Raw genomic sequence first — 13,259 nt, 5'->3', positions numbered from 1 at the left:
CCTGCGACCCCCCACTCCCGATCCGGCTCGAACGGCGGTTCCCACCGTCACCACCAGCATTCCAGCAAGTCCCGCCGCGCGGGCGGACACCGCCGAAGTGTGGTCAAGCTCGCCAGGGCAGCTCCGCCGTGACGGTCGTCGGACCGCCGCCGGGGGAGCGGACGGCGAGGACCCCGTCCACGGCGTCGAGGCGTTCGGCGAGTCCGGCGAGGCCGGTGCCGTGCGCGGGGTCGGCGCCGCCGTGTCCGTCGTCGGTGACCTGGATGAGGAGGCGGTCGCCGGTGCGCCAGACGTTGACGGTGGCGTGGCGGGCGCGGGCGTGCTTGGAGACGTTCTGGAGCAGCTCGGAGACGGTGAAGTACGCGATGCCCTCGATCGCGGCGGCGGGCCGCGACGGCAGGTCCACGCTCACCGTCACCGGTACGGCGCACCGTGACGCGACGGACGACAGCGCCGCGTCGAGGCCCCGGTCGGTGAGGATCGCCGGGTGGATGCCGCGCGCGAGGTCCCGCAGCTCCCGCAGCGCGAGCTTCACCTCGTCGTGCGCCTCCTGGACCATCCGCGCGGCCGCGTCCGGGTCCTCGGCGGCCTTCTCCCTGGCGAGGCCCAGGTCCATGGCGAGGGCGACCAGCCGCGCCTGCGCCCCGTCGTGCAGGTCCCGTTCGATGCGGCGCAGGTCCGCCGCCGCCGTGTCCACCACGACGCCCCGGTCCGACTCCAGCTCGACCACCCGGTTGGCCAGCCGCGACGGGCCGAGCAGCCCCCGGACCATCGCCCGGTCCACGGAGGCCAGGCCGCGGACCAGCCACGCCGCCGGGAACAGCAGCACGAGCCCGGCCAGGCTGGTGACGGCCAGCTCGCCGGGCGAGTCCAGCACGTAGGCGCGCACCCCGTCCCCGTACACCTGGATGCCGTGCACGCCGACGCCCACGGGCAGCGTCCACTGCCACAGCGGGTACGTGACCAGGCCCCACGCAAGGCTCCAGAACGTCACCGCCAGCGAGAACGCGCACACCGCCCACGGCATGTGCAGCAGCGCGTACAGCACGTGCCGCCAGGAGGCGCCGCTCTTGAGGACCGCCCACATCGCGCCCGTCAGCCCGGTGCCCGGCTCGGCGCCTACGGGCTCGGGGGCGCCGACCCGTACGTCCAGGAGCGCACGAGCCCTGGCCCGTTCGACGGCGCCGATGCCCCGGCACATCGCCAGGGCCAGGGCCAGTACGGGGATGCCGACGAACGTGACGACCAGCCCGGTGCCGACCGCGAGGGCCGTCACGGTCAAGGCGAAGTACGCCAGGCTCAGCGGCAGGCCGAGCACTAAATGGCCGAACTCCCGCCAGGTCCTGGCCGTCAGCGGGACGCCCAGCCGGGCGGGGAGGCGCGGTGCGCGGCGCGGGCGGCCGGTGCCGGGGCCGTATGCCAGGGCCATGGGAGGGGTTCCGTTCTGCTCGGGGAGGTGGTGGGGGCTGGTCGTGCCCGGTGCCGGGGGCCCGAGGGGTGCCGGGGGTCCGAGGTGCCGGGGGTGCTCGGGAGGCGGGTGCCGGGCGGGTGTGCCGGGTGGGCGTGTGCGGGGCCAGCGTGTGCGGGGCCAGCGTGTGCGGGGCCGTCTCAGCGCCGTACGGCCGTACGGCTCCGCCAGGGCAGCTCGGCGGTCACCGTCGTCGGCCCGCCCGGCGGCGAGTCCACGACGAACAGCCCGTCCACGGCGTCGAGGCGTTCGGCGAGTCCGGCGAGGCCGGTGCCGTGCGCGGGGTCGGCGCCGTCGTGTCCGTCGTCGGTGACCTGGATGAGGAGGCGGTCGCCGGTGCGCCAGACGTTGCCGGTGGCGTGGCGGGCGCGGGCGTGCTTGGAGACGTTCTGGAGCAGCTCGGAGACGGTGAAGTACGCGATGCCCTCCGTGGCCTCCGCCGGGCGCTCCGGCAGATCGACCGTCACCGTCACCGGCACCGTGCAGCGCGACGCGACGGACGACAGCGCCGCGTCCAGGCCCCGGTCGGTGAGGACGGCGGGGTGGATGCCGCGCGCGAGGTCCCGCAGCTCCCGCAGCGCCAGCTTCACCTCGCTGTGAGCCTCCTCCACCATCCGCGCGGCCGCGTCCGGGTCCTCGGCGGCCTTCTCCTTCGCGAGGCCCAGGCCCATCGCGAGCGCCACGAGCCGCGCCTGCGCCCCGTCGTGCAGGTCCCGTTCGATGCGGCGCAGGTCCGCCGCCGCCACGTCCACCACGACGCCCCGGTCCGACTCCAGCTCCGCGACCCGCCGCTCCAGCTCGTCCGAAGGCCCCAGCAGCCCGCGCACCATGGCCCGGTCGGCGTTGGCCATCCAACGGACCAGGTACGGCAGCGCGGGCCACAGCACCCCCAGCGCGACCAGCGTCACCGTGAACGTCAGCACCCCCCACGGCAGCCGCACGAACCCGTACAGCACCGTCCGCCACGCCACCGGGTCCCCCAGCGCCGTCCACACGACGCCCAGCGCGCCGCCGCCCGGCCGGTACGGCGGACGGCTCGGCTCCTCCACCCGTACGTCCAGCAGGGCCCGGGCCCGCGCCCGTTCCGCCCGCCCGACCAGCCGCGCCCCGGCCAGCCCGGCCGCCAGCAGCGGCAGCCCGACGACCGTGACGGACAGGGCGACCCCGACGGCCACCGCGACCGTTACATAAACGAACGCGAGGAGCGACAATGGCAGGTTCACCAGCAGATGGACGACCTCCTTCCACATGGTCGCCCCGAACCCGACGCGGTCCGCGGGCGGCACCGTGGGGGAGGGGGGAGCCGGGGCGGGCCGGTCGCTGCGCGTGGTCATGGCGCCCAGCCTGCCGGGACGCGACCCGGCGGCGCCATGGGGTACATGGGTGGCGCCCGGTGGGGATAACCCCACCTCGGGCCGGGCACGGCTGATTACCGCGGCTTTGCCAGGGCCTAGACTCCCGTGCGTACAGATCGCCGGCCCGCCGGACCGGCGCCCGCGGAGGCAGGAAGAGAGAGGGACGGGACGTGCCGGAACAGACCGGGCTCGCGGCCGACTACTTCCAGAGCTACTCGGCCGTCGGACTCCTCGCCGTGATCGGCGTGCTCTTCGTGGCGGTCGCGTTCGCGGCCGGGCGGCTGCTGCGCCCCGTCGTGCCGACGCCGGAGAAGCTCCTGACGTACGAGTGCGGCGTCGATCCCGTGGGGGAGGGCTGGGCCCACACCCAGGTCCGCTACTACGTCTACGCCTTCCTCTACGTCATCTTCGCGGTCGACTCGATCTTCCTCTTCCCGTGGGCGACCGTCTTCGCCGAGGCGGGGTACGGCGCGACCACGCTGGTCGAGATGTTCATCTTCCTCGGCTTCCTGGCCGTGGGACTGCTCTACGCGTACAAGAAGGGCGTCCTGACATGGACGTGACTCCGTCCGAGCCGGTACCGCTGCCCGAGCCGCAGAAGCTGGGCGTACTGTCCCGGCTGGCGCCCGAGCCGATGAAGGTCGTCCTGAACTGGGGCCGCCGCTACAGCCTGTGGGTGTTCAACTTCGGGCTGGCCTGCTGCGCCATCGAGTTCATCGCCGCGTCGATGGCCCGCCACGACTTCATCCGGCTCGGCGTGATCCCGTTCGCGCCCGGCCCGCGCCAGGCCGACCTGATGGTCGTGTCCGGCACGGTCACCGACAAGATGGCGCCCGCCGTGAAGCGCCTGTACGAGCAGATGCCCGAGCCGAAGTACGTGATCTCCTTCGGCGCCTGCTCCAACTGCGGCGGGCCGTACTGGGACTCGTACTCCGTCACCAAGGGCGTCGACCAGATCATCCCGGTGGACGTGTACGTACCTGGCTGCCCGCCCCGTCCCGAGGCGCTGCTCCAGGGCATCCTGAAGCTCCAGGAGAAGATCGCCCGCGAGTCCCTGCACGAGCGGTACGCGCGCGGCGACTCCTCCCGGCCGTCCGCCGCCGCCCTGCGCAGCGGCCTCGTCACCCCGCCGCCCGCACCGGGAGGCGACGCCAGGTGAACGCGTACGACCCGACCGCCTACGACCGCCTCCCCGACGGGGTCACCGACGTCTTCGGCGCGGACGCCACCGCCGAGCAGGCGTACGACCTCCTGACCGTGGACGTGCCAGCCGCCTCGTGGATCACCGCGCTGGAGACCGCGCGCTCCACCCTGGGCTGCACCTACTTCGACTGGCTGAGCGCCGTGGACGAGCCCGGCACGGGCTTCCGCGTCTGCGCCCATGTCGCCTCGCTGGAGGGCGGCCGGGTGCGCCGCCTGCTGCTGCGCACGACCGTCCCGCACGACGCGGCGGTCCTGCCGACGGCCGTGGGCGTGTACGCGGGCGCCGGGTGGCACGAGCGGGAGACCGCCGAGATGTTCGGCGTGACCTTCGACGGCCACCCCAACCCGGCGCACCTGCTGCTTCCCGACAACTTCGAGGGCCACCCCCTGCGCAAGGACTTCGTGCTGGCCGCCCGCGTCGCCAAGGCGTGGCCGGGCGCCAAGGAGCCGGGCGAGTCGGAGCACGGCGGCCCGAAGCGGCGCCAGATGCTGCCGCCCGGCGTGCCCGACCCGAACGAGTGGGGCCCCCTGAAGGGCCAGCTCCCGCCCACCCCCTGCGCAAGGACTTCGTGCTGGCCGCCCGCGTCGCCAAGGCGTGGCCGGGCGGGCGCGGCGGGCGGCGCGGCGGGCGCGGGGGAGCGCCCGCGCCGCGCCCGCACGGCAAGCCAGGGCTCGGCCAGCCAGCTCCCGCCCGCCGGTACGGCTCCGGCGTCCGGTACGGCTCCGGAGGCCCCCGCCGCCGAGGCGAACCCGGCCACCGAGGCGGCCCCGGGCGTGGCGACCCCCCGCCCCCGCCGTACCCGCACGGCAGGCGAGGGCTCGGCCACCCAGCGCCGGGGCCGCTCGGCGAGCGAGGGCTCGGCGAGCCAGCGCGCCGCCGCTCCCCAGCCGGAAACTCCGGCGGCATCCCGCCGCCCCCGCAGCGCGGACGCCCCCTGGAACAACCCCCGCCCCGCCTTCGACACCCCCTCGGAGGCGACCCCGGCGACCCCGGCCCCGGAGGTGCCCCAGGCCCCGGAGTCCGCCCCCGCACCGGAGACCGCCCCGGCCCCGGAGCCACCCGCGTCCCCGGACGCGGCCCCGTCGCGGGAAGCGGCCGAAGCTCCGGAGACCGAGCCGGCCCCAAAGGCGACCCCGGACCCAAAGGCGACCCCGGACCCGGACGCGCCCGCGACCCCGGCCCCAAAGGCGACCCCGGACCCGGACGCGCCCGCGTCCCCGGACCCGGAGGCGCCCCCAGCAGCCGACGCCACACCAGCACCCGGCACGCCCACGACACCGCACGCCACCCCCGCACCTGACACAACCCCCGCCCCCGAGGCGGCCCCGGCATCCGCCCCCGACCCAACCCCCGCCCCCGAGGCGCCCCCCGCCCCGGACCCCGGCCAAACCCCCGCCCCCGAGCGGCGGCGCGCCGAAGGACCCGAAGGAGACGACGCGTGAACGACGTACTCGACGTCGCCCTCCGCCTGGTCGTCGTCTTCGCCGTGTTCCTCGTCCTGCCCCTCGTCGTCGGGCAGACCGAGCACAAGGTGATGGCGCACATGCAGGGCCGCCTCGGCCCCATGTACGCGGGCGGCTTCCACGGCTGGGCGCAGCTCGTCGCCGACGGCGTGAAGTTCGCGCAGAAGGAGGACGTGGTCCCGGCCAGCGCCGACCGCCGCATCTTCCAGCTCGCCCCCGCCATCGCCCTCCTGCCGTACCTCCTCGTCCTCGTGGCCATCCCGGTCGGCCCCGGCGAGGGCGCGGTCGGCGTGGTCGTCGACGCGGGGATCTTCTTCGTCCTCGCCGTGATGGGCGTGGGCGTGCTCGGCTCCCTCATGGCGGGCTGGGCGTCCGCCAACAAGTTCTCCCTCCTCGGCGGCCTCCGCACCGCCGCGCAGCTCCTCGCGTACGAACTGCCGATGCTGCTCGCCGCCGCGTCCGTCGCCATGGCGGCCGGCACCGTCTCGCTGACCGGCATCCTCGACGCGTTCGAGTGGTGGTGGCTGCCCTGGCAGATCGTCGGCGCGCTGGTCTTCTTCGTCGCCGGCCTCGCCGAGCTCCAGCGCCCGCCGTTCGACATGCCGGTCGCCGACTCGGAAATCATCTTCGGCGCGTACACCGAGTACACCGGCCTGCGTTTCGCCCTGTTCCTGCTCGCCGAGTACGCGGGCATCGTCGTCCTGTGCGGTCTGACCACCGTCCTCTTCCTCGGCGGCTGGCACGGCCCGTTCGGCGCCGACGGCCTGGGCTGGGTGTGGACGCTGCTGAAGACGGCCGTGCTCGCCTTCGTCGTGATCTGGCTGCGCGTGAGCTACCCGCGGCTGCGCGAGGACCAGCTGCAGAAGCTCGCCTGGACCACGCTCGTGCCGCTCGCCCTCGCCCAGATCGCCCTCACCGGCGTCGTCAAGGTGGTGATCCAGTAATGCCTCCGATCCCCGGCTCCGGTCTCGCCAAGGGCCTGGCCGTCACCCTGCGGACGATGACGAGGAAGAGCCACACCGCGCAGTACCCCGACGTCCAGCCCGAACTCCCGCCCCGCACCCGCGGCGTGATCGGCCTGTTCGAGGAGAACTGCACGGTCTGCATGCTCTGCGCCCGTGAATGCCCCGACTGGTGCATCTACATCGACTCCCACAAGGAGACGGTGCCGCCCGCCGCCCCCGGCGGACGCGAGCGCAGCCGCAACGTCCTCGACCGCTTCGCCATCGACTTCTCCCTCTGCATGTACTGCGGTATCTGCATCGAGGTGTGTCCTTTCGACGCTCTGTTCTGGTCGCCGGAGTTCGAGTACGCGGAGACCGACATCCGCGACCTCACCCACGAGCGGGACAAGCTCCGCGAGTGGATGTGGACCGTTCCGGAGCCGCCCGCCCTCGACCCGGGCGCGGAGGAGCCGAAGGAGCTGGCCGCGGCGCGCAAGACGGCCGACAAGCTCGCCGCCCAGCGCGCCGCCGAGCAGCAGGCCGCCGCCGAGCAGCAGGCCGCCGCCGAACAGTCGGCAACCGAGCAGCCCGCCCCCGGCCGGCCCGCGACCCCGCCCACCGGTGACGCCGAGGGAGGCCCCGCATGACGCCCGCCACGGCGCCCGCCCTGTCCCACCTCGCCGCGCCCGGCTTCCTCTCGCCCACCGGCGCGGAGGTCGCGTTCCTCCTCGTCGGCGTCGTCACCCTCGCCGCCGCGGTCATCACGGTCACCACCCGCCAGCTGGTGCACGCCGCCCTGTGGCTGGTCGTCGCCCTCGGCGGGATCGCCGTCGAGTACCTGCTGCTCACCGCCGAGTTCATCGCCTGGGTCCAGGTCCTCATCTACGTCGGTTCCGTCGTCGTCCTCCTCCTCTTCGGCCTCATGCTCACCAAGGCGCCCATCGGCCGCTCCCCGGACGCCGACTCGGGCAACCGGCCCGCCGCCCTCGTCGTGGCCGTCGCCGCCGCGGCCGCCCTCGTGTGGGTCGTCGTCGACGCCTTCCGCACCACCTGGATCGACCTGGACGGCCCCGCCCAGGGCACCACCCGAGTCACCGGCGAGATGCTCTTCCGGAACTGGGTGCTCCCCTTCGAGGCGCTGTCCGTCCTCCTCCTCGCCGCCCTGGTCGGCGCGATCGTGCTGTCCCGCAAGGGCGACAAGGACACGGAGGGCAAGCGCTGATGCACCTCGCCTACCCGGCGGTCCTCGCCGTGCTGCTCTTCTGCACCGGCCTGTACGGCGTCCTCGCCCGCCGCAACGCGATCCTCGTCCTGATGTCCGTAGAGCTGATGCTCAACGCCGTCAACCTCAACCTCGTCGCCTTCGACGTCTGGCTCCGCGACACTCTCCACGCCGGCCAGGCGCTGACCCTCTTCACCATCGCCATCGCCGCCGCCGAGATCGGCATCGGCCTCGCGATCGTGCTGATGGTCTACCGCAACCGGGGCACCGCCGACATCGACCGGCTCCGCGACAACGCCGAGCCCCCCGGCGACGGACCCGCCCCGGGCACCGGCGAGGCCCCCGACGATCTGGCCGCCGACGATGCCCCCGAGCAGACGACCGGCAAGAAGGCTGAGGCCACCGCGTGACCACCACGACCCTCGCCCTCCTCGTCCCCCTCCTCCCGTTCCTCGGCGCGGCCGCCGGCCTCCTCCTCGGCCGCACCGCGCCCGGCTTCGTACGCCCCCTGGCCGTCCTGCCGACGCTCGCCGCGCTCGTCCTCGCCGTCCTCGTCGCCGTACGCCAGGGCGGCGGGAAGGCCGTCGACGCGGCCACCCAGCTCACCCCGACCGGTTCGGTCCCGATCGAGCTGGCCCTCCACATCGACGGGTTCGCCGCCCTCACGGCCGTCCTCGTCGCCGTCGTCGCGTCCTGCGTGCAGATCTACTCCACCGGCTACCTGCGCGACGACCCCCGCTACCCCTCGTACGCGGCGCTCGTCTCCCTCTTCACCTCCGCGATGCTGCTCGTCGTCTACTCCGGCGACCTGATGGTGCTGCTGGTCGGCTGGGAGGTCATGGGCATCTGCTCGTACTTCCTCGTCGGCCACTACTGGGAGACCCCCGAGGCGCGGGCCGCCTCCCTGAAGGCGTTCCTCGTCACCAAGCTCGGTGACGTCCCCTTCCTCATCGGCCTGTTCGCGCTGGCCGCCGACGCCGGGACGTTCCGCATCACCGGCATCCTCGGCTCCGTCGCCGCGGGCGGCATCGACCACCCCACCGTCGTGGCGCTGCTGCTCCTCGCCGGGGTCGCGGGCAAGTCCGCCCAGTTCCCCCTGCACACCTGGCTCCCCGACGCGATGGCCGGTCCCACACCGGTCTCCGCGCTCATCCACGCCGCGACGATGGTCGCCGCCGGTGTCTACTTCGTCGCGCGTCTCCTCCCCGTCTTCGCCGCCTCCGCGGCGGCCATGACCGTCCTCGCCGTGATGGCCGCGCTCACCATGGTCGGCTCGGGCCTCGCCGCGCTCGCGCAGGACGACATCAAGCGCGTCCTCGCCTACTCGACCATCGGCCAGCTCGGCTACATGTCGGGCGCCCTGGCCGTCGGCGACCGCGGCGCCGCCGTCTTCCACCTCCTCTCGCACGGAGCGTTCAAGGCCCTGCTGTTCCTCGCCGCCGGTGTCGTCATCCACGCGGCGGGCACCAACTCGCTCGCCGCCATGTCCCGCATGAGCGGCCTCGCCCGGCGCGTCCCCGACGCGTACTGGACGATGACGGTCGCCCTCCTCGCGCTCGCCGCCATCCCGCCGTTCGCCGGGTTCTTCTCCAAGGAAGCCGTCCTCGTCGCCGCCGAGCACACCGCCCTCGGCGACCGGGACATTGCCCCGGCCGGCGCCGGCTGGATCGTCTTCGCCGCCGGACTCCTCACCGCCCTCCTCACCGCCGCCTACGCGGCCCGCCTGTGGCTGCTCGCCTTCCACGGCAAGGGCACCGAGGCCCCCGACCACGGCCGGCAGCCCATCGCCATGAACGCCGTCCTGTGGGTGCTCGCCCTGCCCTCCCTCGCGTTCGGCCTGACCGTCACCTCCCTCGACGACTGGTTCGACGGGAACGCCCTCACCCCGACCACCACCACCGCGGTCCTCGGCACGGGCCTCGCCCTCATCGGCGGCCTCGTCACGTACGCCGCCTGGCGCCGGGCCACCGCCCGCGCCGCGCACGTACCGATCGGAGCCGTCGCCGCCCACCCCGAGGCCGAACCGGCCGCCTCCGAAGCCGAGGCCATCGCCACCCACATCCCGGCCTACGGCTCGATCGCCTCCGCGCCCGACCCCGCCGACCCGGGCCGACTGCTGCTCGGCCCGCTCCACCGGCACGCCGCCACCGGCTTCCACCTGGACGCCGTCTACACCGCCCTGTTCGTACGCCCCGTGCGCGCCGCGGCCTCACTGGTCCGGTTCCTCGACCGGGAGGTCGTCGAGACGTACGTACGCGGAGCGGGCACCACGACCGGCCTGCTCGGGGCGGCCGTGCGGCGGGCCCAGACCGGCAACGTGCAGACCTACCTCAGCGTCCTGCTCGCCGGTTCCGTCGTCCTGGCGGTCGCCGCCGTCCTCGTCGCCGCCGGAGCGTGAGCCGTGATCGATATCAGCGAATCCGTGATGCAGTTCCTTCTCGCGTTCATCGTCGTCGGCCCGCTCATCGGCGCCGCCGCGGCCCTCCTGCCAGCCCCGCCCGGGCTGAAGGGGAAGTCGCCCGACCAGGCCGTGCTCCGCCACGGCGTGACCGTGACCGGCGCGGTCCTCGCCGCCGCCGTCGCCCTCACGCTCGGCTTCCACCACGACCAGCCGTCGAGGATGCAGGCCACGACGGACATCAGCTGGATCCCCGCACTCGACGTGCGCATCCACCTCGGTGTGGACGGCATCTCCCTCCCCCTCCTGGTCCTGACCGCGCTGCTGACCTTCCTCTGCGCGCTGTACAGCTACTTCAAGCCGCCCGCCGGCCCCTCCCCGAAGGGCTTCGTCGCGCTGCTGCTCGTCCTGGAGTCCGGCACGCTCGCGACGTTCGCCGTCCTCGACCTGCTGCTGTTCTTCCTCGCCTTCGAGATGGTGCTCATCCCGATGTACTTCCTCATCGCCCGGTGGGGCGGCGAGGGGCGGCAGGCCGCCGCCTGGAAGTTCATCCTCTTCACCCTCCTCGGCTCGGTCGTCATGCTGCTCGGCCTGCTCCTCGTCGGGCTGAAGGCCGGCACCTTCGACATGGTGGCACTCGCCACTGACAACGGCCGTGACCTCAGCACATCACTCCAGGTCATCGTGGTTCTGGCCATCGGGATCGGGCTCGCGGTGAAGACCCCGATGTGGCCCTTGCACAGCTGGCTGCCCGACGCCCACACGGCCGCGCCGACCGTCGGCTCGGTGCTCCTCGCGGGCGTCCTCCTCAAGATGGGTACGTACGGGTTCGTCCGGATCGTCCTTCCGATCGCGCCCGAGGGCATGCACGTCTTCGCCCCGTACCTCGCCGCCTTCGCGGTCGCCGGGATCATCTACGGCTCCCTGGCCTGCCTGGCCCTCGCCAGGAAAGGCGCCAAGGGCGACCTGAAGCGCCTCATCGCCTACTCCTCCGTGGGCCACATGGGCTTCGTCCTCCTCGGCATCGCCACCATGACGCCCACCGGAGTCAACGGCGCCCTCTTCGCCAACATCGCCCACGGCCTGATCACCGGCCTCCTCTTCTTCCTCGTCGGCGCGATCAAGGACCGGTACGGCACGGCCGACCTGGACACGCTCGCGGGCGCGACCGGCGCCGCCCTGTACGGCCGGGCCCCCCGCCTCGGCGGCCTCCTCGCGTTCGGCGCCGTCGCCTCCCTCGGCCTGCCCGGCCTCGCCGGGTTCTGGGGCGAGATGCTCGCCATGTTCGGCGCGTTCCAGCCCGCCGAGGGCCTCAGCCGCCCCGCGTTCCTCACCTACACGGCCATCGCCTGCTTCGGCACACTCCTCACCGCCGCGTACCTCCTCGTCGTCGTCCGCCGCGTCTGCATGGGCGCCGGGCCCGCGGCCGACCAGCCGCCCGTCGCCGACGTCCAGGCGTACGAGTTCGCCGCCTGGACCCCGCTCGCCGCCCTCACCGTCCTCGCCGGACTCTGGCCCGCGGTCCTCCTCGGCCTCACCGACCCGGCCGTGCAGCAGCTCCTCGCAGGAGGCAAGCCGTGACCGCCCCCGCCATGACCGCCCCCACCGCCCTGGCCGCCGCGCCCGTACAGGGCGACCTCGTACAGGCCGTGGACTGGGCCGCCATCGCCCCGCCGACCATCGCCGCCGTCGTCGCCCTGGCCGTCCTCGTCGCCGACCTGTTCCTCCCGCAGGCCCGCAAACCGCTGCTCGCCTGGACGGCCACCGCGGGTCTCGCCGCCGCGCTGCTCGCGCTCCTGCCGCTCAGCGCCGGTGACCGCGCGACGTTCTGCCTCACGCAGGACCCCGACGCGTGCAGCTACACCGCCGACCACTTCACCCTCGCCATCCAGCTCCTGGTCCTCGGCGGCGCGCTTCTCACCGCCCTGCTGTCCGTCACGGACACCAAGGAGAAGCTGCCCGCGGGCGAGTTCTGGTTCCTGCTGCTGGCCTCCGCCGCGGGCGCCGCCCTGCTGCCCGCGTCCCGCGACCTCGCCACCCTCGTCGTCGCCCTGGAGGTCGCCTCCCTCCCCGCCTTCGCCCTCGTCGGCCTCAAGCGCGGGGACCGCATGTCCGGCGAAGCGGCCCTGAAGTTCTTCCTCTCCTCCGTCACCGCGACCGCCGTCACCCTCCTCGGCGTCAGCTTCGTCTACGCCTCCACGGGCACCCTCCACCTCACGGAGATCGCCCAGCAGCTCGACGACGTCCCCGCCCAGCTCGGCACCCTCGCCAAGGCGGGGGTCGCCCTCACCCTGGTCGGCTTCGCGTTCAAGACAGCCGCCGCGCCGTTCCACTTCTGGGTGCCCGACACGTACGTCGGCGCGCCGCTGCCCGTCGCCGCGTACCTGTCCGTCGTCGGCAAGGCCGTCGGCTTCACCGGCCTCATCCTCGTGACGGTCGTGGCCTTCCCGTCGTACGCGGACGTGTGGGGCCCGGCGCTCGCCGTGCTCGCCGCGCTCACCATGACCGTCGGCAACGTCGCCGCGCTGCGGCAGGTCCCCACGCGCGCGTGCAGCGCCGTCCGCCTCCTCGCCTGGTCGTCCGTCGGCCAGGCCGGGTACCTGCTGGTGCCGATCGCCGCCGCCGCGTACTCCAGCGACCTCCAGATCGGCGCGACCGTCGCGTACGCCCTGATGTACGCCGTGGTGAACCTGGGCGCCTTCGCCGTCGCCGCGCTCGTCGCCCGTACGCACCCGGCGAACCGGATCGCGGACTACCGGGGCCTGTACGCCACCCGGCCGGTCACCGCCCTTGCCATGGCGTTCTTCCTGCTGTGCCTGGCCGGTCTGCCGCCCGGCATCATCGGCCTGTTCGCCAAGGTCGTCGTCTTCGCCGCAGCCGTCGACGCGGGTCTCGGCTGGCTCGCCGTCATCATGGGCGTGAACGTGGTCGTCGCCCTGTACTACTACCTGCGCTGGACTGCCATCCTGTTCCGCGCCCCGGAGGGCGCCGCCGAGCAGGTCCCCGCCGTACGGCACCGGGCGCCCGCCCCCGTGACGGTCACCATCGCGCTGACCGCCGTCGCCGGTGTGCTGCTGTCCGGCTACCCCCAGTGGGTCCTCCGCTTCGCGGCGAGCACCCTCTTCTGACGGCCGGGCCCGCCTCCCGAGCCCGGCCCCTCACCCGCCCCCGCCGCTTCACCCGAACGGCTCAGCGCCCGGCCCGG

General features: G+C 73.9%; 12 protein-coding genes. 10 read left to right on the top strand and 2 right to left on the bottom strand.

Going from position 1 to position 13,259, the window contains the following annotated elements; all coding sequences use genetic code 11:
* Positions 1-103: 103 nt before the first annotated feature.
* Together J116_RS10875 and J116_RS10870 are read right to left on the bottom strand one after the other, a co-directional pair.
* Positions 104-1,429 carry a sensor histidine kinase gene (locus J116_RS10875; RefSeq protein WP_023587102.1) on the bottom strand — a complete coding sequence of 442 codons (1,326 nt, stop codon included), beginning with the start codon at positions 1,427-1,429 and terminating at the stop codon, positions 104-106.
* A gap of 179 nt (positions 1,430-1,608) precedes the next feature.
* Positions 1,609-2,802 (bottom strand): sensor histidine kinase, encoded by a 1,194-nt coding sequence (locus tag J116_RS10870; RefSeq protein WP_023587101.1) that lies wholly within the window; start codon positions 2,800-2,802, stop codon positions 1,609-1,611.
* Positions 2,803-2,993: 191 nt separating this feature from the next.
* Between J116_RS10870 and J116_RS10865 the strand changes: the two genes are divergently transcribed.
* Genes J116_RS10865 through J116_RS10820 form a run of 10 tightly spaced genes read left to right on the top strand, consistent with a single transcriptional unit; the run spans position 2,994 to position 13,182 of the window.
* Entirely contained in the window at positions 2,994-3,386 is a 393-nt protein-coding gene (locus tag J116_RS10865) for an NADH-quinone oxidoreductase subunit A (protein WP_023587100.1), read from the top strand.
* Positions 3,377-3,982, top strand: coding sequence for an NADH-quinone oxidoreductase subunit B (locus J116_RS10860; protein WP_023587099.1), 606 nt, complete (start codon positions 3,377-3,379; stop codon positions 3,980-3,982). The genes J116_RS10865 and J116_RS10860 overlap by 10 nt, the downstream gene beginning before the upstream one ends.
* Positions 3,979-5,469, top strand: coding sequence for an NADH-quinone oxidoreductase subunit C (locus J116_RS10855; protein ID WP_023587098.1), 1,491 nt, complete (start codon positions 3,979-3,981; stop codon positions 5,467-5,469). The genes J116_RS10860 and J116_RS10855 overlap by 4 nt, the downstream gene beginning before the upstream one ends.
* Entirely contained in the window at positions 5,466-6,434 is a 969-nt protein-coding gene (locus tag J116_RS10850; protein WP_023587097.1) for a complex I subunit 1/NuoH family protein, read from the top strand. Before J116_RS10855 ends, J116_RS10850 begins: the two co-directional genes overlap by 4 nt.
* Positions 6,434-7,081 carry a NuoI/complex I 23 kDa subunit family protein gene (locus J116_RS10845; protein WP_023587096.1) on the top strand — a complete coding sequence of 216 codons (648 nt, stop codon included), beginning with the start codon at positions 6,434-6,436 and terminating at the stop codon, positions 7,079-7,081. Before J116_RS10850 ends, J116_RS10845 begins: the two co-directional genes overlap by 1 nt.
* A complete protein-coding gene (locus J116_RS10840) occupies positions 7,078-7,656 on the top strand; it encodes an NADH-quinone oxidoreductase subunit J family protein (protein ID WP_023587095.1) in 579 nt (192 codons plus the stop codon). Before J116_RS10845 ends, J116_RS10840 begins: the two co-directional genes overlap by 4 nt.
* The gene (gene nuoK, locus J116_RS10835) at positions 7,656-8,066 is read left to right on the top strand and encodes an NADH-quinone oxidoreductase subunit NuoK (RefSeq protein ID WP_023587094.1); all 411 of its coding nucleotides are present in this window, start codon (positions 7,656-7,658) and stop codon (positions 8,064-8,066) included. The genes J116_RS10840 and nuoK overlap by 1 nt, the downstream gene beginning before the upstream one ends.
* Positions 8,063-10,054: an NADH-quinone oxidoreductase subunit 5 family protein gene (locus J116_RS10830; protein WP_023587093.1), complete on the top strand. Its 1,992-nt coding sequence runs from the start codon at positions 8,063-8,065 to the stop codon at positions 10,052-10,054. Before nuoK ends, J116_RS10830 begins: the two co-directional genes overlap by 4 nt.
* Positions 10,055-10,081: 27 nt before the next feature.
* A complete protein-coding gene (locus tag J116_RS10825) occupies positions 10,082-11,635 on the top strand; it encodes an NADH-quinone oxidoreductase subunit M (RefSeq protein WP_023587092.1) in 1,554 nt (517 codons plus the stop codon).
* A gap of 11 nt (positions 11,636-11,646) precedes the next feature.
* Positions 11,647-13,182: an NADH-quinone oxidoreductase subunit N gene (locus J116_RS10820; RefSeq protein WP_037947390.1), complete on the top strand. Its 1,536-nt coding sequence runs from the start codon at positions 11,647-11,649 to the stop codon at positions 13,180-13,182.
* Positions 13,183-13,259 lie beyond the last annotated feature (77 nt).

This window comes from Streptomyces thermolilacinus SPC6, from assembly GCF_000478605.2.
Taxonomy (GTDB): Bacteria; Actinomycetota; Actinomycetes; order Streptomycetales; family Streptomycetaceae; genus Streptomyces; species Streptomyces thermolilacinus.
The sequence above is the reverse complement of the archived record's forward strand: the minus strand, read 5'-3'. Positions and strand labels throughout refer to the sequence as shown.